We start from the raw sequence: 25,540 nt of genomic DNA on the forward strand, positions 1-25,540 counted from the left end.
CAGCACCCTTATTAAAACGGCATCAAAAGGAGTATCACCATGTTGAGTTGGGCAATCACGTTTCTGATCATCGCTATCGTCGCTGCAGTACTGGGCTTCGGTGGTATCGCGGGCACGGCTACTGGTATCGCCAAGATCCTGTTCGTCGTCTTCCTGGTGATGTTCGTTGTGTCGTTCTTCTTCGGTCGTCGCGGTCGAGGCTGATAATGCACACGTCATTTCGCACACTGGCCGCCGCCCTGTTGATGGGTGGCAGTGCCATGGTCATGGCAGCCAATGATGGGCAGTCTCGGGTCAATGAGCTTCTAAGCTCCGCCCCCGAGTACCGCACCACCTGGGCGAAGGTCGTCAAGAAGGAAGAGCGTTTGCCGGATTGGGTGATCAACCTGTCCGGTGCTTCCGAGCAGCAGATGACAGCGGCCACTGAAGACGGTGACAACTATCTGGTTGGACCGCTCTGCGAAACGGCCGATACGTGCAAAAGCAAGCGCCTGATCGTGGCTTTCAGCCTCGACAAGGAAGATGCTTACGCCATGTTGGTTGAAGTGCCTGCCGGTCTTCCTGCAGACAAATCGCCAACACGTCACGCGACTTACCGTTACCTGGGTAAGCCTGACGAGGGTATGCAAAAGCTCTTGAATGAAGAGCTGCGCAAGGACCCGAACTGGTATTGATCCAGAAGAAAGGTGTCGGCTCCAGGAGTCGACACCTTTCGGCTTTGTGCGGCCTGAGGAAGGTACGCACATGACCAGGGGGCCGGGACGCGTTGATCAAGTGGATCGGCGTGACCTAGGGGTACAGGGAGTACCTCCGCCAAGGGCCGGGTCAGGCAAGCCGCCGTGCAAGGCTACGAGAATGCGTCGACCTTTCGAACGCCTCCCGTGGCCTTGCAAGGCGCTTTATATTTCCTTCCTGCTTCGATCCCTAAATAGCATCCCTGGGCAACATCAGCCCCAGCGGCAGCCTGACGCGTGCTTCCAGTCCGCCTCCCGAACGATTTCTCAACTCGACATTACCGCCGTGCATGGCAGCGATACGCTTGACGATGGCCAGGCCGAGGCCGGTGCCCTTGCCACTGCGTGCGCGATCACCACGAATGAACGGGTTGAAGATGGTGTCCAGCTCGGACGGATCGATGCCCGCGCCCCTGTCCAGCACACTCAACACCACGTAGGGCGCGTTTCGGTCACCGGATACGTAGGCGGCGACTTCGATACCGTTACCGGCATGGTGCTTGGCGTTGCCAATCAGATTGGTCAGCAGGCGCTTCATCGAGACACGGCGCAGCGGGAACGGCGGAATGGGCTCCAGGCACAGACGAATGCTGTCTTCATCGTCATTGAAGGGTGCAACCACATCGCGCACCAGGTGCCCCAGATCGACCTCTTCGATCTCTTCGTCGCGCCCATCGCGGATGAACGCCAGGAACTGATCGAGAATGGCGTCCATGTCCTCGATATCGCGCACCATGCCTTCGGAGAACTCATTGTCGTTCATCAGTTCGAGAGACAGGCGCAAGCGCGTCAGCGGTGTGCGCAAGTCGTGGGAAACCCCGGCCAGCATCAGTTCGCGCTCCTGCCCGGCCTGCTCGACGTCTTCAGCCATCTGATTGAAGGCGCGGTAGACTTCGGTCATCTCGCTCGGCGTGTCACTCACCGGCAGCCGCACGCTGCGCCCCTGCCCCAACTGGCGCGCCGCAAACACCAGACGCTTGAGCGGCTGACTCAGTTGACGCACGAAAATCCAGGCGGATGCCGTGGAAAGCAACCCGATGGCCAGGAACCAGCCCAGCACGTTCCAGATCTTCTGACCGCGCAACGGGTGCGGATAAAGCGGCACTTTCAGCCAGCCATCACCCAGGCTCGGCGCTCGCACCCACAGCGCGGGTGGCGCGTGTACCCGCAGACGCACTTCCGTATCGGCGCCCAGCTCAGCCTGCATCTGCCGCTGATAGATCTCACTGTAAGGCCAGTGCTGCTCACCTTCCGGCACGCCGCCGCCCACCACCCGAATCAGACCTGCCGCCTCGGCAATCGCCTCGCGATCGTTTTCACCGGCGGCCCAGTACGCGCGCAGGGTCAGAGCAACGCCGTGGCTGTATTGCCTGTCGACCAGCACGTCTTCGTTCATCAGCAGATATACCAGCGTCAGGGCCTTGGAAAACAGCACGACGATGAGCACCAGCCAGAGCGTGCGGGAGAAAAAGCTTTGCGGGAACCAGAGCGGAGTCTTCATAACTGCAGCCATACACTTTGCAGGGCGAGCGAGGCTCGCAGGTTTGCCGAACGCGGGCCGGACCCGATGTACGAACGCAAAAAACCAGTACGTCGATAACCCTTTTAAGATTATCGACGTGACTGGCAGCAATGACGGATTTCCAGGCCGACAACCGGGTTATCAGCGACTTCCGGCACCGTCCGGAACAAATACATAACCTACGCCCCAGACCGTCTGGATATAACGGGGCTTGGACGGGTCAGGCTCGATCAGGCGACGCAGGCGGGAAATCTGCACGTCGATGGATCGCTCCAGCGCATCCCACTCCCGGCCACGCGCCAGGTTCATCAGTTTGTCGCGGGTCAGCGGCTCGCGAGCGTGCATGACCAGCGCTTTCAGTACCGCGAATTCACCGGTGGTGAGCATGTGCACTTCTTCACCGCGCTTGAGCTCGCGGGTTGCCAGAGACAGCACGTAGTCACCGAAACTGACCGACTCGTCCTCGCTGCCGGGTGCGCCGGGCACCGGTGCCGCCTGACGACGCAACACCGCCTTGACCCGCGCCATCAACTCGTCCGGGTTGAACGGCTTGGCCAGATAATCATCAGCACCCAGTTCGAGCCCCTTGATGCGGCTCAGCTCATCGCCCTTGGCGGTCAGCATGATAATCGGCACCTGATTGTTCGCGGCACGCAGACGACGACAGGCTGAAAGGCCGTCTTCACCGGGCAGCATGAGGTCCAGCACCACAAGGTTGAACACCTCACGGGCCAGTAACCGGTCCATTTGTTCCACATTTGCCACGGCGCGGGCACGATAGCCCTTGCTGGTGAAAAAACGTTCCAGAAGGCTGCTCAGCCCCGGATCGTCATCGACAATAAGGATTTTTTCGCCTTCGGCATTTTGTGCGGTGCTGCTCATCGGATGCTCCTCTGATCTCGGGGCGCATTATGGCGTAGCTGCGGTGATGCGCACCTTGTGCATTGTTAGCAGATTTTACTGGAGGCGACACTTGTGCCTGCGTTTTCGCCGAAAAAACACCCCATTTATCGGCCGATCCCCTAATCCGGCTTCGCTGGGTATAATGCGCCGCCCTCGAAGTCAGGCAACGCCGGACTCATGGCGGTTCGCCAGCCCTGAAAATAAATGCTGGCGCACGATACCCAGGCAAGGCAATTCGTACATAGCCCAGTTTTTTGCTCACAACTCCAGGTGGTTTTATGGACAGCATCAACAGCCGCATCGCCGAAGAACTCGGCGTACGCCCACAACAGGTCGCAGCGGCCGTAGCACTACTGGATGAAGGCTCGACCGTGCCCTTCATTTCCCGCTACCGCAAGGAAGTGACCGGCAGTCTTGATGACACGCAACTGCGCCATCTGGAAGAGCGCCTGCGTTATCTGCGTGAACTGGACGAGCGGCGCGTCAGCATTCTTGCCAGCATCGAAGAGCAAGGCAAGCTGACCCCGGAGCTGGCCCGCGATATCAAGCTGGCCGACACCAAGACCCGCCTCGAAGACTTGTACCTGCCTTATAAGCAGAAACGCCGCACCAAGGGCCAGATCGCCCTTGAAGCCGGTTTGGGCGAACTGGCTGACGGCCTGTTCAACGACCCGAGCCTGGCCCCGGAAGCAGAAGCAGCCCGCTTCGTCGACGCGGAAAAAGGCGTGGCCGATGTAAAGGCCGCGCTGGAAGGCGCCAAGTACATTCTGATGGAGCGCTTTGCCGAAGATGCCTCGCTGCTGGACAAGCTGCGCAGCTTCCTCAAGCAGGAAGCGGTGATCAGCGCACGCGTGGTGCCGGGCAAGGAAGAGGAAGGCGCCAAGTTCCGCGACTACTTCGAACACGACGAACCGCTCAAGAGCATGCCGTCGCACCGTGCGCTGGCGATTTTCCGCGGTCGTAACGAAGGCTTCCTGAGTTCCGCACTAAAAGTCGGTGAAGAATTGCCGGGCGCCATGCACCCGTGCGAACTGATGATCGGTGAGCGTTTCGGCATTCAGAACCAGAACCGTCCGGCAGACAAATGGCTGGCCGAAGTGGTGCGCTGGACCTGGAAGGTCAAGCTGTACAGCCACCTTGAAACCGATCTGCTGGGTGAGCTGCGTGACGGCGCGGAAACCGAAGCGATCAATGTCTTCGCCCACAACCTGCACGACCTGCTGCTCGCCGCGCCGGCCGGTCAGCGCGCCACGCTGGGGCTCGATCCTGGCCTGCGCACCGGCTGCAAGGTCGCCGTGGTCGACGCCACCGGCAAGCTGCTCGACTACGCCACCGTCTATCCGCACGTACCGAAAAACCAGTGGGACCAGACCATCGCTGTACTGGCCGCACTGTGCGCCAAGCATTCGGTCGATCTGATTGCCATCGGCAACGGCACCGCCAGCCGTGAAACCGACAAGCTGGCTGCCGACCTGATCAAAAAATACCCAGGCCTGAAGATGACCAAGGTCATGGTTTCCGAAGCAGGCGCTTCGGTGTACTCGGCATCGGAACTGGCCGCCAAGGAATTCCCGGACCTCGACGTGTCGATCCGTGGCGCGGTGTCCATTGCCCGTCGCTTGCAGGACCCGCTCGCCGAACTGGTGAAAATCGACCCGAAATCCATCGGGGTCGGCCAGTACCAGCACGACGTTTCGCAGCTCAAGCTGGCGCGCGGCCTGGATGCAGTGGTGGAAGACTGCGTAAACGCCGTGGGCGTGGACGTGAACACGGCCTCCGTGGCGCTGCTGGCACGCATTTCCGGCCTCAACACCACGCTGGCGCAGAACATCGTTGCGCATCGTGATGAAAACGGCGCGTTCAAAACCCGCGCGGCGCTGAAGAAAGTCAGCCGCCTGGGCGAAAAGACCTTTGAACAGGCCGCCGGCTTCCTGCGCGTCATGACCGGTGACAACCCGCTCGACGCCTCCGCCGTTCACCCGGAAGCCTACCCGCTGGTGCAGCGCATTGCGGCTGAAACCGACCGCGATATACGCTCGCTGGTCGGCGACGCCAGCTTTCTCAAGCGTCTGGACCCGAAGAAATTCACCGACGAGACCTTTGGTCTGCCGACCGTGACCGACATCCTTCAGGAACTCGAAAAGCCGGGCCGCGATCCGCGTCCGGAGTTCAAGACCGCAGAGTTCCAGGACGGGGTCGAAGACCTCAAGGACCTGCAACTGGGGATGATCCTCGAAGGCGTGGTCACCAACGTCACCAACTTCGGTGCATTCGTCGATATCGGCGTGCATCAGGACGGTCTGGTGCACATCTCGGCGTTGTCCGAGAAGTTCATCAAGGACCCGCGTGAAGCGGTCAAGGCCGGTGATGTGGTGAAAGTGAAGGTCATGGAAGTCGATATCCCGCGCAAACGCGTCGGTCTGTCGATGCGCATGAGCGACACGCCCGGCGAGAAAATCGATGGTGCACGCGGTGCCCGTCCAGGTTCTTCGCCTCGCCAGAACAACGCTCCGCGCAAGGAAACCACTGCCCCAGCGCCCGCCAACAATGCCATGGCGTCGCTGTTCGCCAATGCCAAGCAACTGAAGAAGCGCTGATGGATATTCCTGAAGATCTGACCCACAGCGCCTACTTCAAGATGCTCGGCTGCGAGCTGCGGCGTCTGGACGAGGGCGTTGCCGAGGTTGCGTTGCCGCTGGAGGCGCACCTGCGCAATCGCGGCAACGTGATGCACGGCGGTGCAATCTTCAGCCTGGTCGATATCGCCATGGGCCTGGCCTGTTCCAGCGTTCACGGTTTCGACCAGCGCAGCGTGACTATCGAGTGCAAGATCAACTACGTGCGTGGCGTCTCCGAGGGTGAAGTCCTGTGCATCGCCAAGGTGCTGCACGCGGGTCGCCGCACGCTAGTGGTCGAGGCCGAAGTCGTTCAGGGCGACAAGCTCGTCGCCAAAGCCCAGGGCACATTTGCGGTGATCTAGACTTGATCGAGGGCTGATGAACAGCATCCCTGCGAACTGAACCTAGCCGTACCGACATCATTTGGGTTAATTTCGGCACCATTAGCGTGGTGCCGAGTCCATTTGGGTAGTACGACAAAGAGCAGTGATTGTGAACAGGCGCTACCGACCAACCAGGCGACTACGCCAGTTCCTTTCTTCACCCTTGTAGACCGTCAAGTCCACCCCCATATCGGGGCGACCGATGCGTGAAGGATTACACCTTGAGCGAACTTTTAAACCGTCGTCTTGCATTGCTCGGCGAGCGTAACAACCTCTCTCTTCTGGAGCAGTGCCTGCACGGTATCGAGCGTGAGTGCCTGCGCGTTACCGCAACGGCAGAACTGGCCCGGACGCCCCACCCGCAAGCTCTGGGTGCCGCCCTGACCAATGGTCAGGTGACGACCGATTATTCCGAATCGCTGCTGGAGTTCATCACCCCTGCGTTGAAGAACCCGGCCGAGACCATCGACAACCTGGACCGGATCCACCGCTTCGTTTACAGCAAGCTGGGCGACGAGCTGCTGTGGAGCCCTTCGATGCCGTGCCCGTTGCCCGATGAAGAGCACATACCGATTGCCTATTACGGCACGTCGAACATCGGCAAGCTCAAGTACGTGTACCGCAAGGGCCTGGCGCTGCGTTATGGCAAGACCATGCAGTGCATTGCCGGCATTCACTACAACTTCTCGTTGCCGGAAGACGCCTGGGCGCTGCTCAAGCAGACCGAGGACTTTGCAGGCGATGCGCGCGACTACCAGTCGCATTCCTACATCGCGCTGATTCGTAACTTCCGCCGCTACAGCTGGCTGCTGATGTACCTGTTCGGCGCTTCACCGGCACTCGACGCGGGTTTCCTGCGCGGCCGCAAGCATCAGCTGGAGCAGCACTTCGACGCCGATACCCTGTATCTGCCGTACGCCACCAGTCTGCGTATGAGCGACCTGGGTTATCAGAGTGACGCCCAGGCCGATCTGACCCCTTGCTACAACGACCTGGTCAGCTACACCGACAGCCTGCGCAAGGCCGTGGCCACGCCTTACAAGCCTTACGTCGAGGTCGGCACCCATGACCAGAATGGTGAGTGGGTGCAGCTCAACACCAACGTGCTGCAGATCGAGAACGAGTACTACTCCAACATTCGTCCCAAGCGTGTGACCTATAGCGGCGAACGCCCTATTCAGGCGCTGGTGGCCCGTGGTGTGCAGTACGTCGAAGTGCGCTGCCTGGACATCAACCCGTTCCTGCCGACCGGCATCAGCCTGGAGCAGTCGCGCTTCATCGATGCCTTCGTGCTGTATTGCGCCCTCGAGGAAAGCCAGCAACTGGCCAGCCACGAATGCTCCAACGCAAGCTCGAACTTCCTGTCAGTGGTCAAGGAAGGGCGTCGCCCCGGCCTGAGCCTGATGCGCGACAACCGCCCTGTCGATCTCAAGACCTGGGCAACCGAGCTGGTGGAGAAGATCACGCCGATTGCCCGCCTGCTCGATCAGGCTCAGGGCACCGATGAGCACCTCAAATCGATTGCCGTGCAACAGGCCAAGATCGACGATACCGCGCTCACGCCGTCTGCCCAGGTGCTGGCCAGCATGGAAGCGCATAACGAGGGCTTTACCGCGTTCTCCCTGCGCCAGAGCCAGGTCCACGCCAAATACTTCCGCACTCACCCGCTGAGCGCCCAGGAACAGGCAGACTTCGAAGCCCAGGCCAAAACCTCGATCGAAGATCAGGCCGAGCTGGAAGCAACCGAGGAAGTGGTGGATTTCGACACGTTCGTGGGTTCGTATCAGGCGAGCATTCTGTCGATCAGCAACTGATCGTGCAACTACTGTGGGGGGCTTGCTCACGAAGGTGCCGGTGCAGGCGCGACTATCGTGCGGCGCTCTGCGTCGCATGCCTTTCTGGACGCTCCGCGTCCTCTTGACGACGCAGAGCGTCGAGAACTGCATTCCCACGCTGGAGCGTGAAGAGCGATCATCTCAACTATCGTGCCCAATGCTCTGCGCTTCTGCCCGAAGGGCGTGGGTGAGCTTGCTCACGAAATGGACGGTTCAAACGCCCCTTTCTGGGGGCTTGTTCCAGCCTCTTCGTGAGCAAGCTCACTCCCACAAAATATAGTCCGCACTCAGGCTTATATCGCCTTTTCGAAGATCTTCGAATTACGCTGGTAGTTGTACAGCGAGGCGCGGGCGCTTGGCAGGCGGTCGACGCTGCTGGGTTCGAAACCGCGTTCGCGGAACCAGTGTGCGGTGCGGGTGGTGAGGACGAACAGGGTCTTGATACCCAAAGCCCGGGCGCGGTTTTCAATACGCTCCAGCAACTCGTCGCCACGGCCACCGTGCCGGTATTCCGGATTGACGGCCAGACACGCCAGCTCGCCCGACTCCGAATCGGCAATCGGATACAGCGCCGCACAGGCGATGATCAGCCCTTCGCGCTCGACCACGCTGAACTGGGTGATCTCGCGTTCCAGCACTTCGCGGGAACGACGCACCAGAATGCCCTGCTCTTCCAGCGGCGTGATCAGGTCCATCAAACCGCCGACATCCTCGATGGCCGCTTCGCGCACCAGTTCGAACTGTTCCTGCGCGACCAGCGTGCCGCCACCGTCACGGGTAAACAGCTCGGTCAGCAGCGCGCCGTTCTCGGCATAACTGACGATATGGCTGCGCGCCACGCCGCCACGGCAGGCCTCGGCCGCAGCATCCAGCAGTTCTGCCTGATAGTTGGAACCCAGGCGCTGCAGGTGCGCGGGCACCTGTTGCGGACGCAGTTCGCGCACCAACCGGCCCTGCTCGTCCAGCAGGCCGGTTTCGGCGCCGAACAGCAGCAGTTTGTCAGCGGCCAGATCGATGGCTGCGCGGGTGGCGACGTCTTCGCAGGCCAGATTGAAAATCTCGCCCGTCGGTGAATAACCCAGTGGCGACAGCAGCACGATATGGCGCTCGTCCAGCAGGCGATTGATACCCTTGCGGTCGACCCGGCGCACTTCGCCGGTGTGCTGATAATCGACACCCTCAAGCACCCCGATAGGCCGTGCGGTGACGACGTTGCCGCTGGTCACTCGCAAGCGCGAGCCCTGCATGGGCGATGCAGCCATGTCCATCGACAGACGCGCCTCGATCGAAATGCGCAGCTGACCCACGGCATCGATCACGCACTCCAGCGTTTCGGTATCGGTGATCCGCAGGTCACGGTGGTAACGCGGCGTAATCCCGCGCTGGGCCAGACGGCTTTCAATCTGCGGACGGGAACCGTGAACCAGCACCAGACGCACACCCAGGCTGTGCAGCAGGACCAGATCGTGGACGATATTGCCGAAATTGGGGTGCGCAACGCCGTCGCCGGGCAGCATGACGACGAAGGTGCAATCGCGGTGAGCATTGATGTACGGAGACGCGTGGCGAAGCCAGTTGACGTATTCGGGCATGACAACAAGAGCCTGTAGAAAAAATGGACGAAGAAAAGAAGCACGCACAACGGTGTGGTGGTTATCGTCGGAACAGGCTTGGCAGCACGCGCAGTCTCCTTTTACTCAAGATGCTTTCATTAAAGCGGGTTATGCCTGACTCACTGGGGCGTCAGGCAGTAATGTTCGATCAATTGACGTAACAGACGCACTGTAGGGTCAAGACGTGACATTTCGAGGTATTCCCCCGGCTGATGCGCACAGGCGATGTCGCCCGGGCCGAGCACCAGTGTCTCGCAGCCGAGGCGCTGAAGATAAGGCGCTTCGGTGCCGAATGCTACTGCTGCGGCCGTATGACCGGTCAGACGTTCAGCGACACGCACGAGCTCAGCGTCAGCGACCTGCTCGAACGGCGCGCATTCGGGGAACAATGGCGCATAGTCGATCTGTACCTGATGCAGCTCGGCCAGCGGCTGCAGCTTCTGCCGAATGGCCGAGCGCAGCATCTCCGGGTCCATGCCCGGCAGCGGGCGCAGGTCGAATTCCAGCGAGCACTGGCCACAAATCCGGTTCGGGTTGTCGCCGCCATGAATACAGCCCAGGTTCAACGTCGGCTGCGGCACCGTGAATTGCGGGTTGCGGTACTTCGCCTGCCACTGCGTGCGCAGGCCCTTGAGTTCGCTGATGGCGTCGTGCATGGCTTCGAGCGCGCTGTGCCCAAGGCTCGGGTCGGAGGAATGGCCGCTGCGCCCGAGAATGTCGATGCGCTCCATCATCACGCCCTTGTGCAGGCGGATCGGCTTGAGCCCGGTCGGCTCGCCAATCACTGCCGCACGACCCAGCGGGCGTCCGGCCTCGGCCAGCGCGCGGGCACCGGCCATCGAGCTTTCCTCGTCGCAGGTGGCGAGGATCAGCAGCGGCTGCTTGAACGGCTGGTCAAGAAGGCCACGCACCGCCTCGATGACCAGCGCAAAGAAGCCCTTCATGTCGCAACTGCCCAGCCCGACCCAGCGGCCATCCACCTCGGTCAGCTTCAAGGGGTCGGTCTTCCACAGTGCCTCATCGAACGGCACGGTATCGCTGTGCCCCGCCAGTACCAGACCGCCTGGGCCTGTTCCGTAGGTCGCCAGCAGATTGAACTTGCCGGGCGACACTTGCTGGATGTCGCAGGCAAACCCCAGATCGCTGAGCCATCCGGCCAGCAGATCGATGACGGGACGGTTGCTCTGGTCCAGGGAAGGCTGAGTGCAGCTCACCGAGGGTGCGGCGATCAGGGCGGCGAACTGGTCTTTCATGGACGGCAACGGCATGGACGCTTCCTGTAATCGAGACGGAATACGGCCCATCATAGGGCCATAGCAACCCAGGAATAAACCGTTTCGGGCCATGTCCTGTACACTGACGGCCTCAGCAGCCGTTCAATCATGGGCTGCGCTCCCGTTTATCCGTATCAGCGTTTGGATTCCCCCGGCCATGCAAAAAGAAACTGAAATCAAACTCCGCGTCAGCCGCGAGACCCTCGCTGCACTGCGTGAACACCCGTTGCTCAAGAAGCGCAACAAAAGTGGCTGGGAGCGCCTTGAACTGTCGAACCAGTATTTCGATACCCCCGAAGGTGAGCTGGCGCAGGCCAAAGTCGCCCTGCGTATCCGCCGCGACGGCGATCAGATCATCCAGACCATGAAGACTCGCGGGCAAAGCGTGGCCGGTCTGTCCGAGCGCAATGAGTACAACTGGGACCTGAGCAAGGCCAAGCTGGACCTGAAAAAACTCGAAGGCGATTGCTGGCCCGAGCAACTGGCCGATCTGGACAAGAAAACCATCAAGCCGCTGTTCACCACCGATTTCGTGCGTGAGAAAGCCGAGATTGCGTGGGGCCGTGGCAAGGCCAAAGTGGTGATCGAAGCCGCACTGGACCTGGGTCAAGTGGTGGCCGGCAAGCAGAAGGAAGAAATCTGCGAGCTGGAACTCGAGCTGCGTGAAGGCGAACCTGCCGCGCTGCTGGAACTGGCCGCCGAGCTGGCTGCAACGCTGCCGCTGATGCCGTGTGATATCAGCAAGGCCGAACGCGGCTACCGTCTGCTCGATGCCAGCAGCTACTCGCTGAGCCTGCAGGCGCCCGCCCTGACTGCCGAAACGCCACTGGACGACGCTTATTCCGCGCTGGCCTGGCACCTGCTGGGCAGCAGCCAGCGTCTGGCCGAGCAATACCGTTTCAACGGCCACTGGCGTCTGCTGCAGGACTGGGTCGAGATGCTCGCCGAACTGCGTGCTCTGACCAGCAGCCTCGGCCAGGCCGCGCCACGCACCTCGACCGCACACCTGCGTACTGCGCTGGACGCCTTGCTGGAAGACTGGCGACCGCTGGTTCAGGCCGGGCAGGACGATGCCGATGTACGCGGTGCCGCCCACGAGCAATTCCTCGAAGAATTGCAGGACACGCGCTGGGGCGAGTTCTCGCTGAATACCTCACGCTGGTTGCTGGCCCGCAGCTGGACCGCCGAACGCAACACCCGCGGCAATCGTCAGGGCGCCGCGCTGTTGAGCAGTTGGCTGCCACGCCTGCTGGGCGAAGAAGCCACGTCCTTGCAGTTGAGCCGTTATCAGCAGCAGCCGGAAGACCTGGCCGAGCAACTGCCCCGCATCGAGCGCATCCAGTCCTGGCTGCACTGGGCACGCGGCGCGCTGGACCTGCCGGAACTGGATCGCCTGTATGGCGAACTGCGCAAACTGGAAGAACTGGCACATCTGGACATCAGCGACGAAGTCCTCGATGCCCGCGTGCAACAGGCAATCACCGTCTTCCAGAGCCGCGCCTGGAAAACCCTGCTGCGCTTGTAAGGCTGGATCAGAAGGCCGTAGAAGTGGACCAAGCGACGCTTCGTTTGTCCGCGACTGCCTGAAACGTTTTAGGGCCGCTTCGCAGCCATCGCGGACAAGTCCGCTCCTACGCCCTCCGGGCAGAAGCACTGCTGCAGGCCAGATCATTCAGCGTCATACGCAAGTCCGCTTTTGATTCTGCCCGAAGGGCGTGGGAGCAGACCGGGCGACGCTGCGCTTGTACATGATCTCCCGTTTTTTGGAGCGGACAAGTCCGCTCCTACGCCCTCCGGGCAGAAGCACTGCTGCAGGCCAGATCATTCAGCGTCATACGCAAGTCCGCTTTTGATTCTGCCCGAAGGGCGTGGGAGCAGACCGGGCGACGCTACGCTTGTACATGATCTCCCGTTTTTTGTAGGAGCGGACTTGTCCGCGAACTGCCGGGAACCGGCAGCAAAACCAGCCACCTCGGTGCACGAGGCACAACCGAGGCGGGCGCAACTCCGGGCACCAGCCCCGTCAGCGCAACAGCGGCAGGCTGGTAGTGGATTTGATCTCGGAGAGGGCCACTGTCGAGTTCACCTCCTGAATGCCGGGTACCAGCGACAGTTTTTCGAAGAAGAACCGCTCGTACGCCTCGATATCTGGCGTCACGATGCGCAGCAGAAAATCCACCGAGCCCATCAGCACATAGCACTCCAGCACCTCCGGGAAGCCACGAATCGCGTCGGTGAACTCGGTGAAGTTGGAGCGCCCGTGGGCGTTGAGTTTTACCTCGGCGAATATCTGCGTGTTCAGACCGATTTTCTTGCGGTCCAGCAACGCCACCTGACGGCGAATCACCCCTTCATCCTTGAGCCGCTGAATACGGCGCCAGCAGGGTGATTGCGACAGACCGACCTGCTCGGCAATCTGCGCACTGGAAAGCGAAGCATCTTCCTGCAGCAGCGCCAGAATCCTGCGATCGTAACTGTCCAGCTCGATTTGCATAATTAATTTTCCGAAATAGCCTGCAGCGCATTAACAAGTCTTATAAAGACTAATCCACCCAATGATGGACCAGAAATTTCTTTTCACGCATGCAAAGATTTCCAGCATCCTTGTGGAGTATCAGCATGCCCAATCTCGAAGCCCTCACCCTCCCTTCGCAACGTCCAGATAGCTGGTCGTCCAGCAATGCGCAGTGCTGCGCACGCTACCGTGTCTGCGCCGAAGCCGAGCCTGCCTTGCTCTGTCAGGTGTTGAACCTGTTTGCCATGCAGTACCTGATTCCCGACCAATTGAGTGCCGTGCAGCAAGAGAACCTGCTGCTCATCGACCTTCAGGTTTCCAGATTGAGCTGGCATCGAGCCCAGGTGATCGGCGAAAAAATGCGCAACCTGATCGACGTCTGCTCAGTGGAAGTCGAGCAGGTCGACGCCCGGAACACCGCGCAATCCCGTGCCGCCCTGGCGACGGGCTGAATCAATTCGCCTGCTCCGGCAATTCCCGGTCGCATAGAACCAATAACGCTGTCACGCTTGGCGTCTACTCTTGTTCATCGTCCAATGACGAATTGCCTCAAGGAGCGCACATGGCAGCCCTGGCCCCCTCTTCACAGGATCGCTGGCTCGATCTGAATGATGTGTTGCGTGATCTGGTTGCCGAAGGCTATCTCGGCCAGGACGACGCGGAAACGGCACTCACCCAACGTCGCAGTGCGGTGAACATCCAGCTGCATCCCCTCGAGTTTCTCGCTTCGCTGCAGTTTGACGACCTCAAGCGACCGGGCAAGAAGCTGGACGTGGAAACCCTGACCGCCTGGCTGGCCAAAACCTGTGGCCAGCCTTACATGCGTATCGACCCGCTGAAGATCAACGTCGCGGCGGTCACGCCATTGATGTCCTACGCCTTTGCCCAGCGCCACAAGATTCTGGCCGTGGCGGTCGATCGCGAATCGGTGACCATCGCCAGCGCGCAGCCTTATGTGCGCTCATGGGAAGCCGACCTGGCGCACGTGCTCAAGCTGCAGATCAAACGTGTCGTCGCCAACCCGGCAGACATCCAGCGCATGGCGATGGAGTTTTTCAGGCTGGCCAAATCGGTCAGCGGTGCCAGCGCCTCCGAGCAAAAAATGAGCAACATGGGCAACTTCGAACAGTTGCTCAAGCTCGGTGCCAGCGATCAGGAGCCTGACGCCAACGACGCGCACATCGTCAATATCGTCGACTGGCTGTTCCAGTACGCCTTCCAGCAACGCGCCAGTGATATTCACATCGAGCCGCGCCGCGAACAGGGCACCGTGCGCTTTCGCATCGACGGGGTGCTGCACAACGTTTACCAGTTTCCGGCGCAGGTGATCATGGCGATTGTCAGCCGCCTGAAAAGCCTGGGGCGGATGAACGTCGCCGAAAAGCGCAAACCACAGGACGGGCGGGTCAAGACCACTACGCCTGAGAATCGCGAAGTGGAGTTGCGCCTGTCGACCCTGCCGACCGCTTTCGGCGAAAAAATGGTCATGCGGATCTTCGACCCCGAGGTATTGCTCAAGGACTTCGACCAACTGGGCTTTTCCAGTGACGACCTGCGGCGCTGGCAGGAAATGACCCGCCAGCCCAACGGCATCATTCTGGTCACCGGCCCGACCGGTTCGGGTAAGACCACCACGCTGTACACCACCCTCAAGAAACTGGCGACCTCCGAGGTCAACCTGTGCACCATCGAAGACCCCATCGAGATGGTCGAACCGGCCTTTAACCAGATGCAGGTGCAGCACAACATCGACCTGAGCTTCGCCGCCGGCGTGCGCGCACTGATGCGACAGGACCCGGATATCATCATGATCGGCGAGATTCGCGACCTGGAGACGGCAGAAATGGCGATTCAGGCGGCACTCACCGGTCACCTGGTGCTGTCGACGCTGCACACCAACGATGCGCCCAGCGCAATCAGCCGGATGCTCGAACTGGGTGTGCCGCACTACCTGCTCAAGGCGACCATCCTCGGCGTCATGGCCCAGCGCCTGGTGCGCACCCTTTGCCCCCACTGCAAGGCGCCCATCAACCTCAACGAGACCGACTGGCAAACCCTGACGCGCCCCTGGCAGGCACCGGTGCCACCCGGCGCGCATCAGGCGGTCGGCTGCGTGGAGTGTCGCGATACCGGCTATCGGGGCCGGGCGGGTGTCTACGAGATCATGGTCATGTCCGACAACATCAAGGCATTGATCTCGGCGGACCTGGACCTGACCGCCATGCGTCGTCAGGCCTTCAAGGAAGGGACGCGCAGCCTGCGTCTGTCCGGCGCGCAGAAAGTCTCGGCGGGCCTGACTACACTTGAGGAAGTGCTGCGGGTAACACCGCAAAGCGAACAACGCTGATCAGGGTTGAAAGCGTTGTTCCAGAAGGCCGCACGGCATGGCGAGCCAGCTAAAGTGAACTATGCGGTACACCTTGATTGAACTAGTTCGTGGCTTTGGCTATCCAACCCCTCAGAACAACCACAGCTGGAGTAATTCATCATGCGTCTCAAGTTCGCTGTCGCCACCGTAGCCTTGCTTTCCATCCCAATGGGTTCAGCGATGGCTGACACCTTCTGGCGTAATGTGCTGTCTTCCGGTGCAACCACCGGCTCGACTTACCTGACCTTCAAGGATCACAAACTGATCGTTGCCGCCCAGGACGACGCAGGCAGCTTCGTCGCCAGCGACGGTGGCATCCGCGGTCCGTTCCTGGAAGCGGCCATCGAGCAGGTACGCAAAGACAATCCAGGCCTGAAAGCCACCGACATGGAACTGGCCAACGCGATCCTGGATAAGAATCTGGTCGCTGAAAACCAGTAAGTCTTGCCGATTAGCTTCGCGCATAAAAAATGCCGCTCCATGAGCGGCATTTTTGTGAGCGGTAATCGGTTATTCGCCGATAGCGCTCGTGTACCCGGCTGCATCCAGCAGCTTGGCCAGATCGCCTTCAGCGTCGCTTGGCTTGAGCTTGAAGATCCAGGCACTGTATGGCTTGCTGTTGAGCAACTCGGGCGAACCGCTCAGTTCTTCATTGATCTCGATGACCTCGCCCGCAACCGGCGAGTAGATATCCGAAGCAGCCTTGACCGACTCGACAACACCGGCGGTGTCACCGGCAGCGAACACCTTGCCGACTTCCGGCAGTTCGACGAAGACCACATCGCCCAGTGCTTCCTGTGCATGGTCCGAGATGCCGACGGTCACGGTGCCGTCTGACTCCAGACGTGCCCATTCATGACTTTCGGCGAAACGCAGCTCGGCGGGAATATTGCTCATTTAGTCATCCTCAACATCGGGTCAGCGGAAAACCCGCCATTAGGTTAGATCAAGGTTTTGCCATGGCGCACGAACGCAGGCTGCACCACCCGCACCGGGTACCATTTGCCGCGGATTTCCACCTCGGCCCGGTCAGCGGTCGCCATCGGAACGCGAGCCAGTGCAATGGATTTGCTCAGCGTAGGAGAGAAACTACCACTGGTGATCTCTCCTTCGCCAATTTCTGCGACACGTACCACCTGATGCGCCCTTAAAACGCCGCGCTCTTCGAGCACCAATCCGACGAGTTTGAAGGCGGTTCCTTCAGCCCGTTCGCTCTCAAGCGCCTTGCGACCGACAAAATCACGCTCGGCAGGCTCCCAGGCGATGCTCCAGGCCATATTCGAGGCCAAGGGCGAAACATGTTCACCGATGTCTTGGCCATACAGGTTCATGCCGGCCTCGAGGCGCAGCGTGTCGCGAGCGCCCAGGCCGATCGGGGAAATACCCGCGCCAACCAATTCATTGAAAAAGCTTTGGGCCTCTTCGGCAGGCAGCATGATCTCCAGGCCGTCCTCGCCGGTATAGCCGGTGCGCGCGATGAACCAGTCGCCATCATCAAGCCCTTCGAACGGCTTGAGCTGGTGAATCAGTTCGGCGCGGGCGCTTGAAACCAGCTCGGCAATGCGGGTTCTGGCCTTGGGGCCTTGAATGGCGAGCATCGCCATTTCACTGCGCTCGACCAGTTGCACGTCGAAATCGCCCAGTTGCGCCTGCATCCAGGCAAGATCCTTGACGCCGGTCGCCGCGTTGACGACCAGCCGATAACCTTCGGGCGTGAGGTAGACGATCATGTCATCGATCACCCCGCCGCGCTCGTCCAGCATGGCGCTGTACAAGGCACGACCGGGGGTTTTGAGCTTGTCTACATCATTGGCCAGCAAGTAACGCAGCCAGGCATTGGCCTGAAGGCCGCGCACATCGATCACGTTCATGTGAGAGACATCGAAGACCCCACAGTCGCGACGCACCTGATGGTGTTCCTCGACCTGCGATCCGTAATGCAACGGCATGTCCCAGCCACCAAAATCGACCATTTTCGCGCCAAGGGCGAGGTGCAGGTCGAACAGGGGGGTACGCTGTCCCATGGGTTTCTCCTTCCGGGCGTGGCGAAGGTGCGGGCAGAAGAGATCGGCAAGCCCCCCAATAAACCGGGGTTTGCAGCACGTAACAGCTGACCGAATTATCTGACAGACCGCACCAATTGCGGCGCATTGTAGCCGCTAGGTGAGGCCCCCGCACCTAGCCAATCTGACGGGCAGAGCGACGAATCAGCCCAATGACGGGCAATAATCCTACAAGCACCAGCGACAAAGCTGGCAACGCAGCCCGGGCCCACTCGCCCTCGCTGGTCATTTCGAAGATGCGTACCGCCAGCGTATCCCAGCCAAACGGGCGCATGAGCAGGGTTGCCGGCATTTCCTTGAGCACATCGACGAACACCAGCAGCGCCGCGCTCAGCGCCCCTGGTACCAGCAACGGCAGATACACGTTGAGAAACAACTTTGGCCCGCTGACCCCTAGGCTGCGCGCGGCTTCAGGCAATGACGGGCGGATACGCGACAGGCTGTGTTCCAGCGGACCGAAGGCGACGGCGATGAAGCGCACCAGATACGCCAGCAGCAAGGCCGAGAGGCTACCGAGCAGCAAAGGCTTGCCTGCGCCGCCCAGCCAGCCGGACAGTGGAATGACCAGTTCGCGGTCCAGGTAACTGAACGCCAGCATGATTGAAACCGCCAGTACCGAGCCTGGCAATGCGTAGCCCAGGTTGGCGAGGCTGACGCCGGAGCGGATCGCAGGCGTGGGCGCCATACGTCGGGCAAATGCCAGAATCAGCGCCACACTGACGGTGATCAACGCCGCCATGCCGCCCAGATAGAGCGTGTGCAGAATCAGCCCGGTGTAGCGCTCATCCAGATCGAAGCGGCCGCGCTGCCAGACCCAGACGATCAATTGCAGCATTGGCACCACGAAGGCACAGAGAAACACCAGCCCACACCAGAAGCTCGCGGCCCATGCCTTGATGCCGCGTAACCGGTAAAGCGCAGCGCCACGCGGACGCTCGTTGGCCGGTCGGCTTGCACCCCGGGCGCGGCGTTCGCCGTACAGCAGCACCAGCACGGCCAACAGCAGCAGGCTGGCCAGTTGCGCGGCGCTGGACAGGCTGAAGAAGCCGTACCAGGTCTTGTAGATGGCTGTGGTGAACGTGTCGAAGTTGAACACCGACACCGCACCAAAATCGGCCAGGGTCTCCATCAGCGCCAGCGCCACCCCCGCGCCGATGGCCGGACGCGCCATTGGCAGCGCCACGCGCCAGAATGCCTGCAAGGGCGTATTGCCCAGCACTCGCGCAGCTTCCATCAGGCCCTTGCCCTGCGCCAGAAACGCCGTGCGCGCCAACAGGTAGACGTAGGGATAGAAAACCAGCACCAGGACGATGATCACCCCACCAGTGGAGCGCACCCGAGGCAGGCGCAGACCGGAGCCGAACCATTCGCGCATCAGGGTCTGCACCGGACCGGAAAAATCCAGCAGCCCGACGAACACGAACGCCAGCACATAGGCGGGGATCGCGAACGGCAGCATCAGCGCCCAGTCCAGCCAGCGGCGACCGGGGAATTCACACAGGCTGGTGAGCCACGCCAGGCTTACCCCCAGCAGCGTCACGCCCACGCCGACACCCAGCACCAGGATCAGCGTATTGCCCAGCAGACGCGCCATCTGGGTTTCGAGCAGGTGCGACCATATCTGCTGGTCAACCGTCTCCCACGACAGCAGCAGAACGCTCAGCGGCAGCACGACCAGCGCAGCGATGGCAAAGACCAGGGGGTACCAGCGGCGTTGGGCAGGATGGGCCAAGGAGGTTCTCGAAATGAGGGGGGTCAAGAGGGGTGCACAGGCCTGCTTCTGATTCTGGCTGAAAGCCGTAGGAGCGGACTTGTCCGCGAAAAGGCCGGTACATTCTCAGAAAATGCACTATCTGAACTGACGGCTTCGCGGACAAGTCCGCTCCTACGCCCTGCGGGCAGAAGCCTGAAAGCCCCGTGTCCCAGGCTATTCAGTACCTGAGCTAACGCTGAGCACTGAAGCGTGAAGCGATAAGGCGCTGGATATTAAATCAATTCCAGCCCGCGCGATCCATCATGCGTATCGCTTCTGCCTGACGCTTGCCTGCCACTTCGACCGGGAGGGTGTCGGCCTTGAACGGCCCCCAGCTGGCCACTTCTTCTGAAGGCGCCACGTTCGGGTTGGCCGGGAACTCCTGATTGACGCTGGAAAAAATCTTCTGCGCCTCGGGGCCGGTCATCCACTCGACCAGCGCCTTGGCCGCTTCAGGGTGCGGGGCGTACTTGGTCAGACCGATACCCGACAGGTTGACGTGCACACCGCGATCCGCCTGGTTCGGCCAGAACAGCTTCACCGCCAGGTCGGGTTTTTCCTTGTGCAGGCGACCGTAGTAATAGGAATTGACGATGCCCACGTCGCACTGCCCGGCATTGATCGCCTCGAGCACCGCGATGTCATCGGAGAACACGTCGGTGGACAGGTTGTTGACCCAGCCCTTGAGGATTTTCTCCGACGCTTCGGCACCGTGGGTTTCGATCAGCGTAGCGGTCAGCGACTGGTTGTAGACCTTCTTCGCGGTACGCAGGCACAGACGGCCTTCCCAGTTCTTGTCGGCCAGCGCCTCGTAGGTGCTCAGCTCGGCAGGCTTCACCCGGTCGGTGGAGTAGGCGATGGTGCGCGCGCGAAGGCTCAGACCGGTCCAGCCGTGGGTCGACGAGCGATACTGCGGAGGAATGTTGGCTTCGATCACCGGCGAGGTGAACGGCTGCAGGATACCCATCTGCTCGGCCTGCCAGAGGTTGCCCGCATCGACCGTCAGCAACAGGTCGGCGGTGGCATTCTCGCCCTCGGCCTTGATGCGCTGCATCAGCGGCGCTTCCTTGTCGGTGATGAATTTGATCTTCACCCCGGTACTGGCCGTGTACGCATCGAATACCGGCTTGATCAGCTCGTCGATCCGGGATGAATACACCACCACTTCATCGGCAGCCTGAGCGGTGCTGCCCAGTAAGGTCAGTGTCAGAGCAGCCAGAAGACGCTTGCTTGCCTGCATCAGGGTATCTCGCGTTCGCAAAGGAGGCGAAATGGTAGTGAATCCCATTTGCTATCTCAATCGAAGCGACAGCGGAGCCGTTACCGGATGTGTCCAGGCTCGATCATGACCGGTGATCAGCACACAGCCCTGGCTCTGGAAAAGTTCGCCACCCTGCGCAGCTTGTCCACATCGAACACTTCCAGGTGTCCCTCTCCCAGGCGCACGATCCTGCGCTCATGCAGGTCCTGGAGCACTTCCAGCAAGGCCGGCGAGGCAAGCGCGAGGCGCTCCGCCGCCTGAATGTCATCCAGCGCAATCAGGCGGCGTGCCTGGCTCAACGGGCCATACCCCTCGCTGAGCATCAACAGGCGCCAGGCAACCCGCGCCCGCGGCGGCAGGCGACGCATTTTCTCGGGGCTCTGCAGTGGCAAGCCGACCTTCTGGCTGAGCAGTGCGGCAAACCAGCGCCAGTACTCGGGGTGCCTGTCGAGCAGCCGGGCCAGGAATGGCTGGGGAATGTGCAGGAAGATGCTCTGTTCCAGCGAGCAGACTTCGAAACGGCGCGGCAGCCCGTCAAACAGCGAGACTTCGCCAAACCAGCACGGCGCGCTCGCCGATTCCACGTGCGTCAGCAGCCGCTGCTCGTGGGCGGCGCCGATCCGCACGCTGCCCTCCAGCAGCACATAAACACCGCACGGCAGATCGCCCTTGTCGAACAGCCGCCTGCCGGGCGTCTTGCGGCGCTGGCGGGCAGCCTCCAGCAGGCTATCCTGCAGATCGGCAGGCAGATGGGAAAACCAGTAATCGGATAGCAATCGTGACCGCCACGACACTCCATTTGTCATTTTTGCTCCCTTCTCTTTCAGCCATGCATGTTGTACAAGAAATCAGGCTCAAGCCGGCCATCGTCTCAGGCAGGAATAATAATGAAAAACCTTGTCGATCATCTCAGCCAATATGCGGCTTATCACCGTGATTCACGCAATATCGTGACGCACTTCGTGGGTATTCCATTGATCGTGCTGGCCGTGGCGGTGCTTCTCTCGCGACCGGGCTGGCATATCAGCGGGCTGTGGCTTTCACCGGCGGCGCTGCTGGCCTTGGGCTCGACGATCTTTTACCTGCGACTCGACCGCGCTCTGGGCGTCGTCATGGCGGTGTTACTGGCGCTGTGTCTATGGGCCGGGGCCAACCTTGCGCAGCAGGCAACCATGGTCTGGCTGAGTGCGGGCGTCGGGCTCTTTGTGATTGGCTGGATCATCCAGTTCGTCGGCCATTACTATGAGGGGCGCAAACCGGCCTTCATCGATGACCTGACCGGGCTGATCATCGGCCCGTTGTTTGTGGTCGCAGAGCTGGCGTTCCTGATGGGCCAGCGCAAACCGCTGCAGCACGCCATCGAAGAGCGCGTCGGCCCGGTCGGGCGTGCGACACGCAAGGCGACGACCTAGGCGCCAAGCGCCGGGCACCGATCGTCGCCAGCGGCAACGATCAGTGCCCGCCTCTTAGCCGGCAAGCCCGGAGCTGTTCTGCAACCCGGCCAGCAACAGCAGCTGATACAACTCTTCGCGCAAGCCCTGCGGCGCGTCGAGCTGCATGCGTTGCAAGTGTGCGAGGAAGGCTTCGGGGTCCGGAGCGTCGAGGGTCGCCTTGCCCAGCTCGAGGATTTCAGTGAGCTTGAGCTTGCTCTTCAGCCAGTTCAAGGCTCTCAGCAGGTCGCGCTCCTCGGCGGTAAAGTCGCAACCCAACGGGTACTCGGTAAACAGTGACGGGTAGCGTGATGCAGTGTCCTTGAGGCGCTCGGGCGTGTTGTCGGTAAAGCGCGGATCGAGACGGAAGTCCTTGGGCAGCTTGCCAGCCTTTTGCGCCTGCTCGATCAGGCCCGATTGAAACCGCGAGTCAGTGATATTCAGAATTCGCTCGATCACCGTCGCGTCGGTCTGCCCGCGCAGATCGGCGATGCCGTATTCGGTCACGACAATGTCGCGCAAGTGTCGGGGAATGGTGGTGTGGCCGTACTGCCAGACGATGTTGGAGCTGACCTCGCCGCCCGACTCGCGCCAGCTGCGCAGCATCAGAATCGAACGGGCGCCTTCCAGTGCATGGGCCTGCGCCACGAAGTTGTACTGACCGCCCACGCCACTGAGCACCCGGCCATCTTCCAGCTGATCAGCCACTGCCGCGCCCATCAGGGTGACGGTAAACGCACTGTTGATGAAGCGCGCATCGCGGCGTTGCAGGCGCTTGAGTTCTTCCTGGCCGTAAAGCTCGTTGATGTAGCTGATGGCGGTCATGTTGAACTGCGCGAGCCGCTCGGCGGGCAGCTCGCGCAGCCGCGCGTAAAAACTCTGCGGGCCGAGGAAAAAGCCGCCATGCACGACCACGCCACCAGGATGGGCATCCTCATCCAGCGTGCCCATGTTGGCCAGCCGTTGCAGCTCTGCATCGGCATACACCTTGCGCCGCACGATGCCGGCATCGGCGAGTACCAGCAGGCCGTTGACGAACATTTCGCTGCAACCGTAAAGGCCGCTGGCGAACGGCTGAACGCCGCCTTCCCGATCTATCAGGGTCTGCCAGTTACTCATGTTCAACTCGGCCAGCAGGCCGCGCCAGGTTTCGTTATCGGCCTGGCGGGCCAGCAGCGCGCCGGTCAGTGCATCGCCCATCGAGCCGATGCCGATCTGTAGCGTGCCGCCGTCACGCACCAGCGTGCTGGCGTGCAGGCCGATCAGGTGGTCCTGATAGCCCACCGGCATATTGGGGGTGGAAAACAGCGTACTGCGCTCGTCTTCGTCGATCAGCACATCGAAGGTGTCGACATCCAGTTCCGAGTCGCCCGGCATGTAAGGCAGGTCGGCGTGCACCTGGCCGAGCATCAGAATGGTCTCTCCGGCAGCCCGGCGCTTGGCGATCATGGGCAACAGGTCGAGGGTCACGTCCGGGTTGCAGCTCAGGCTCAACGTGCCTGGGCGCTGTTCGTCACGGGCCACCAGTTGCGCGACCAGATTCAGGCCATTGGCATTGATGTCGCGGGCGGCATGGCTGTAATTGCTGCTGACGTAGTCTTGCTGGGCTGAGTGGCTGTTGAGCAAACTGCCCGGCTGCATGAAGAATTGTTGCACACGGATATTGGCAGGGAGTTTGTCGCGGCGCAGTGCAGCGAGGAAATCGAGCTCCGGATAGTCAGCGAAGACGCGCTCCAGAAACGGCTCGAGAAAGCGCGCCTGCAAACCCTCCCCCGGCGTCGGCCGTCCGAGTGTCAGCGCGGTATAGATCGTCAGCCGTCGTTCGGGCAACTCGCTGATGCGCTGGTACAACGCGTTGACGAAGCGGTTGGGCTTGCCCAGCCCCAGCGGCATGCCGAGGTGGATATGCTCGGGTAACTGCGCAAGAACGTGATCGACGGCATGCTCGATGGAACAGGAATACGGCATCCCAGCTCTCCTGAATTGTTATTGGGTGCAGGTTGGACCGACGACAACGTCAAAGTGCTGCATGCTCTGCCGCGCAGAACATCATCGTTATACACAAGTCCTGGAACGCCCGGAACAAAAGGCTCCCAGGCTTCTGCCCGAAGGGCGTAGGAGCGAACTTGTTCGCGAAAGGGCGTGGAATATCGCCAAAAAAGCATCGATCTAAACATCATCTTCGCCAGCGAGCGAAGCGTCGCCCGGCTCGCTCCCACAAAACGTATGCACAGCGCCGGGCGCTCAGGCACGGGAACGAGGGTGCACCTCACTTCAGCCCGGACATGCTCTGGATGGCGCTCTTCAGTTCGTCGTTTGTGCAATCGCCGCAGGTGCCTTTCGGGGGCATGATGCCGAGGCCTTTGATGGTGCTGGCCAGCAGTCCATCGAGGCCGCCTTTTTGCTGGGCGCGCTGTTCCCAGGCCGCCGTGTCACCGATCTTCGGCGCGTTGAGCAGGCCGACGCTGTGACAGGCGACGCAATGCGCCGCGATGATGTCGTCAGGGGCTCGGGCGCTATCGGCGGCTTGCACATTAAACGCCCACAACGTCAGAACGCCTGCGCTGCTCAGAATCTTCCAGGTCAGTTTCACGCGTCACTCATCGTAAGGGACAGGTCAGAAATTGGCCGGGGTGGCCGCACTGATCAATCGTGCCGGGACGTCGAACGGGTTACGAAAGCGATGCGGCCGGGTGCTTTCGAAATAATAGCTGTCACCTGCTTCGAGCACGTAGGTATCCAGCCCGACCACCAGTTCCAGCCGCCCCTCGACCAGGATGCCGGTCTCTTCACCTTCGTGAACGAGCATTTCTTCGCCGGTGTCGGCACCCGGTGGGTAGGTCTCGGTGAGAAAGGCAATGGCACGACCCTGATGCGATTTGCCAACCAGCTTCATGGTCACGGCACCGTCCGATATATCAATCAGCTCGCTGGCCTTGTACACCACTTGAGCCGCGTTTTCGGGCACGGATTCTTCCGAAAAAAATTCGACCATGGACATGGGGATGCCGCCGAGCACCTTGCGCAGCGAACTGATCGAGGGGCTGACGCTGTTTTTTTCGATCATGGAGATGGTGCTGTTGGTCACACCGGCGCGCTTGGCGAGTTCACGCTGGGACAAGCCCTTGAGCTTGCGAATCGATTGCAGTCGTTCACCCACGTCCAATGCGATATTCCCCCAGGTTTTGTCAGGTCTAGTCGATATGAACGCCATCATGGCAACAGCGTTCGATATTTACAACACTTCGACAGACACCTGACCCACCGC

At 60.9% G+C, this 25,540-nt stretch carries 23 protein-coding genes; 10 read left to right on the forward strand and 13 right to left on the reverse strand.

What is annotated here, in order from left to right; translation table 11 throughout:
* Positions 1 to 39: 39 nt before the first annotated feature.
* Both P406_RS10210 and P406_RS10215 read left to right on the forward strand, forming a co-directional pair.
* Positions 40 to 204, forward strand: a complete 165-nt coding sequence (locus tag P406_RS10210; RefSeq protein WP_002555679.1) for a DUF1328 domain-containing protein — start codon at positions 40 to 42, stop codon at positions 202 to 204.
* A gap of 2 nt (positions 205 to 206) precedes the next feature.
* Positions 207 to 674 carry an inhibitor of vertebrate lysozyme family protein gene (locus tag P406_RS10215; RefSeq protein ID WP_046236115.1) on the forward strand — a complete coding sequence of 156 codons (468 nt, stop codon included), beginning with the start codon at positions 207 to 209 and terminating at the stop codon, positions 672 to 674.
* 250 nt (positions 675 to 924) lie between these two features.
* On the opposite strand, the gene P406_RS10220 is transcribed toward P406_RS10215, so the two are convergent.
* Both P406_RS10220 and ompR read right to left on the reverse strand, forming a co-directional pair.
* A complete protein-coding gene (locus P406_RS10220; RefSeq protein ID WP_003392530.1) occupies positions 925 to 2,235 on the reverse strand; it encodes an ATP-binding protein in 1,311 nt (436 codons plus the stop codon).
* 162 nt (positions 2,236 to 2,397) lie between these two features.
* Positions 2,398 to 3,138, reverse strand: coding sequence for an osmolarity response regulator transcription factor OmpR (gene ompR / locus P406_RS10225; protein ID WP_003318889.1), 741 nt, complete (start codon positions 3,136 to 3,138; stop codon positions 2,398 to 2,400).
* 299 nt (positions 3,139 to 3,437) lie between these two features.
* On the opposite strand from ompR, the gene P406_RS10230 reads away from it, so the two are divergent.
* The 3 genes from P406_RS10230 (at position 3,438) to gshA (ending at position 7,974) form a co-directional block, all read left to right on the forward strand.
* A complete protein-coding gene (locus P406_RS10230; RefSeq protein WP_046236116.1) occupies positions 3,438 to 5,756 on the forward strand; it encodes a Tex family protein in 2,319 nt (772 codons plus the stop codon).
* A complete protein-coding gene (locus P406_RS10235) occupies positions 5,756 to 6,139 on the forward strand; it encodes a PaaI family thioesterase (protein ID WP_003314033.1) in 384 nt (127 codons plus the stop codon). The genes P406_RS10230 and P406_RS10235 overlap by 1 nt, the downstream gene beginning before the upstream one ends.
* A gap of 242 nt (positions 6,140 to 6,381) precedes the next feature.
* Complete coding sequence (gene gshA, locus P406_RS10240) at positions 6,382 to 7,974, forward strand: glutamate--cysteine ligase (protein ID WP_046236117.1); 1,593 nt, start codon at positions 6,382 to 6,384, stop codon at positions 7,972 to 7,974.
* 314 nt (positions 7,975 to 8,288) lie between these two features.
* Here gshA and argA read toward each other — a convergent pair whose 3' ends face one another.
* A complete protein-coding gene (argA, locus tag P406_RS10245) occupies positions 8,289 to 9,587 on the reverse strand; it encodes an amino-acid N-acetyltransferase (protein WP_003414058.1) in 1,299 nt (432 codons plus the stop codon).
* Between the two features lie 140 nt (positions 9,588 to 9,727).
* Positions 9,728 to 10,876: an acetylornithine deacetylase gene (gene argE / locus P406_RS10250; RefSeq protein WP_046236118.1), complete on the reverse strand. Its 1,149-nt coding sequence runs from the start codon at positions 10,874 to 10,876 to the stop codon at positions 9,728 to 9,730.
* 163 nt (positions 10,877 to 11,039) lie between these two features.
* Between argE and P406_RS10255 the strand changes: the two genes are divergently transcribed.
* On the forward strand, positions 11,040 to 12,407 hold the full coding sequence (locus P406_RS10255) for a CYTH domain-containing protein (protein ID WP_004408989.1): 1,368 nt from the start codon (positions 11,040 to 11,042) through the stop codon (positions 12,405 to 12,407).
* A gap of 498 nt (positions 12,408 to 12,905) precedes the next feature.
* On the opposite strand, the gene P406_RS10260 is transcribed toward P406_RS10255, so the two are convergent.
* Positions 12,906 to 13,376 (reverse strand): Lrp/AsnC family transcriptional regulator, encoded by a 471-nt coding sequence (locus P406_RS10260; RefSeq protein WP_003305413.1) that lies wholly within the window; start codon positions 13,374 to 13,376, stop codon positions 12,906 to 12,908.
* A gap of 125 nt (positions 13,377 to 13,501) precedes the next feature.
* Between P406_RS10260 and P406_RS10265 the strand changes: the two genes are divergently transcribed.
* The 3 genes from P406_RS10265 (at position 13,502) to P406_RS10275 (ending at position 16,206) form a co-directional block, all read left to right on the forward strand.
* Complete coding sequence (locus P406_RS10265; protein ID WP_046236119.1) at positions 13,502 to 13,849, forward strand: ACT-like domain-containing protein; 348 nt, start codon at positions 13,502 to 13,504, stop codon at positions 13,847 to 13,849.
* Positions 13,850 to 13,959: 110 nt separating this feature from the next.
* On the forward strand, positions 13,960 to 15,744 hold the full coding sequence (gene tfpB / locus P406_RS10270; RefSeq protein WP_003347463.1) for a type IV pilus assembly ATPase TfpB: 1,785 nt from the start codon (positions 13,960 to 13,962) through the stop codon (positions 15,742 to 15,744).
* A gap of 141 nt (positions 15,745 to 15,885) precedes the next feature.
* Entirely contained in the window at positions 15,886 to 16,206 is a 321-nt protein-coding gene (locus tag P406_RS10275) for a DUF2388 domain-containing protein (protein ID WP_002551535.1), read from the forward strand.
* A gap of 69 nt (positions 16,207 to 16,275) precedes the next feature.
* On the opposite strand, the gene gcvH is transcribed toward P406_RS10275, so the two are convergent.
* The 5 genes from gcvH to P406_RS10300 form a co-directional block, all read right to left on the reverse strand.
* Entirely contained in the window at positions 16,276 to 16,662 is a 387-nt protein-coding gene (gene gcvH / locus P406_RS10280) for a glycine cleavage system protein GcvH (protein ID WP_046236120.1), read from the reverse strand.
* Positions 16,663 to 16,706: 44 nt separating this feature from the next.
* A complete protein-coding gene (gene gcvT, locus P406_RS10285; RefSeq protein ID WP_003414046.1) occupies positions 16,707 to 17,789 on the reverse strand; it encodes a glycine cleavage system aminomethyltransferase GcvT in 1,083 nt (360 codons plus the stop codon).
* 154 nt (positions 17,790 to 17,943) lie between these two features.
* Positions 17,944 to 19,560: an ABC transporter permease gene (locus P406_RS10290; protein ID WP_046236121.1), complete on the reverse strand. Its 1,617-nt coding sequence runs from the start codon at positions 19,558 to 19,560 to the stop codon at positions 17,944 to 17,946.
* A 259-nt stretch (positions 19,561 to 19,819) separates the two neighbouring features.
* Entirely contained in the window at positions 19,820 to 20,821 is a 1,002-nt protein-coding gene (locus P406_RS10295) for an extracellular solute-binding protein (protein ID WP_003414043.1), read from the reverse strand.
* A gap of 116 nt (positions 20,822 to 20,937) precedes the next feature.
* Positions 20,938 to 21,648, reverse strand: coding sequence for a Crp/Fnr family transcriptional regulator (locus tag P406_RS10300; RefSeq protein ID WP_032697593.1), 711 nt, complete (start codon positions 21,646 to 21,648; stop codon positions 20,938 to 20,940).
* 81 nt (positions 21,649 to 21,729) lie between these two features.
* Here P406_RS10300 and P406_RS10305 point away from each other — a divergent pair, with 81 nt between their 5' ends.
* Positions 21,730 to 22,254, forward strand: a complete 525-nt coding sequence (locus P406_RS10305; protein ID WP_003414039.1) for an Mpo1 family 2-hydroxy fatty acid dioxygenase — start codon at positions 21,730 to 21,732, stop codon at positions 22,252 to 22,254.
* Positions 22,255 to 22,308: 54 nt separating this feature from the next.
* On the opposite strand, the gene P406_RS10310 is transcribed toward P406_RS10305, so the two are convergent.
* From P406_RS10310 to P406_RS10320, 3 genes are all read right to left on the reverse strand, one after another.
* Complete coding sequence (locus P406_RS10310; protein ID WP_046236122.1) at positions 22,309 to 24,240, reverse strand: acetyl-CoA hydrolase/transferase C-terminal domain-containing protein; 1,932 nt, start codon at positions 24,238 to 24,240, stop codon at positions 22,309 to 22,311.
* 301 nt (positions 24,241 to 24,541) lie between these two features.
* Positions 24,542 to 24,865: a c-type cytochrome gene (locus tag P406_RS10315; RefSeq protein ID WP_003347482.1), complete on the reverse strand. Its 324-nt coding sequence runs from the start codon at positions 24,863 to 24,865 to the stop codon at positions 24,542 to 24,544.
* 24 nt (positions 24,866 to 24,889) lie between these two features.
* Positions 24,890 to 25,438 carry a cupin domain-containing protein gene (locus P406_RS10320; RefSeq protein WP_003314015.1) on the reverse strand — a complete coding sequence of 183 codons (549 nt, stop codon included), beginning with the start codon at positions 25,436 to 25,438 and terminating at the stop codon, positions 24,890 to 24,892.
* Positions 25,439 to 25,540: the final 102 nt, after the last annotated feature.

The sequence above is a fragment of the Pseudomonas syringae pv. coryli str. NCPPB 4273 genome, from assembly GCF_000972175.1.
GTDB classification, from domain to species: Bacteria; Pseudomonadota; Gammaproteobacteria; order Pseudomonadales; family Pseudomonadaceae; genus Aquipseudomonas; species Aquipseudomonas syringae.

What these genes read in the sequence shown, in the direction of transcription:
- P406_RS10210 (WP_002555679.1), top strand. Translation starts at nt 40, where the DNA reads ATGTTGAGTTGGGCAATCACGTTTCTGATCATCGCTATCGTCGCTGCA.
- P406_RS10215 (WP_046236115.1), top strand. Translation starts at nt 207, where the DNA reads ATGCACACGTCATTTCGCACACTGGCCGCCGCCCTGTTGATGGGTGGC.
- P406_RS10220 (WP_003392530.1), bottom strand. Translation starts at nt 2,235, where the DNA reads ATGAAGACTCCGCTCTGGTTCCCGCAAAGCTTTTTCTCCCGCACGCTC.
- ompR (WP_003318889.1), bottom strand. Translation starts at nt 3,138, where the DNA reads ATGAGCAGCACCGCACAAAATGCCGAAGGCGAAAAAATCCTTATTGTC.
- P406_RS10230 (WP_046236116.1), top strand. Translation starts at nt 3,438, where the DNA reads ATGGACAGCATCAACAGCCGCATCGCCGAAGAACTCGGCGTACGCCCA.
- P406_RS10235 (WP_003314033.1), top strand. Translation starts at nt 5,756, where the DNA reads ATGGATATTCCTGAAGATCTGACCCACAGCGCCTACTTCAAGATGCTC.
- argA (WP_003414058.1), bottom strand. Translation starts at nt 9,587, where the DNA reads ATGCCCGAATACGTCAACTGGCTTCGCCACGCGTCTCCGTACATCAAT.
- argE (WP_046236118.1), bottom strand. Translation starts at nt 10,876, where the DNA reads ATGCCGTTGCCGTCCATGAAAGACCAGTTCGCCGCCCTGATCGCCGCA.
- P406_RS10255 (WP_004408989.1), top strand. Translation starts at nt 11,040, where the DNA reads ATGCAAAAAGAAACTGAAATCAAACTCCGCGTCAGCCGCGAGACCCTC.
- P406_RS10260 (WP_003305413.1), bottom strand. Translation starts at nt 13,376, where the DNA reads ATGCAAATCGAGCTGGACAGTTACGATCGCAGGATTCTGGCGCTGCTG.
- P406_RS10265 (WP_046236119.1), top strand. Translation starts at nt 13,502, where the DNA reads ATGCCCAATCTCGAAGCCCTCACCCTCCCTTCGCAACGTCCAGATAGC.
- tfpB (WP_003347463.1), top strand. Translation starts at nt 13,960, where the DNA reads ATGGCAGCCCTGGCCCCCTCTTCACAGGATCGCTGGCTCGATCTGAAT.
- P406_RS10275 (WP_002551535.1), top strand. Translation starts at nt 15,886, where the DNA reads ATGCGTCTCAAGTTCGCTGTCGCCACCGTAGCCTTGCTTTCCATCCCA.
- gcvH (WP_046236120.1), bottom strand. Translation starts at nt 16,662, where the DNA reads ATGAGCAATATTCCCGCCGAGCTGCGTTTCGCCGAAAGTCATGAATGG.
- gcvT (WP_003414046.1), bottom strand. Translation starts at nt 17,789, where the DNA reads ATGGGACAGCGTACCCCCCTGTTCGACCTGCACCTCGCCCTTGGCGCG.
- P406_RS10295 (WP_003414043.1), bottom strand. Translation starts at nt 20,821, where the DNA reads ATGCAGGCAAGCAAGCGTCTTCTGGCTGCTCTGACACTGACCTTACTG.
- P406_RS10300 (WP_032697593.1), bottom strand. Translation starts at nt 21,648, where the DNA reads ATGACAAATGGAGTGTCGTGGCGGTCACGATTGCTATCCGATTACTGG.
- P406_RS10305 (WP_003414039.1), top strand. Translation starts at nt 21,730, where the DNA reads ATGAAAAACCTTGTCGATCATCTCAGCCAATATGCGGCTTATCACCGT.
- P406_RS10310 (WP_046236122.1), bottom strand. Translation starts at nt 24,240, where the DNA reads ATGCCGTATTCCTGTTCCATCGAGCATGCCGTCGATCACGTTCTTGCG.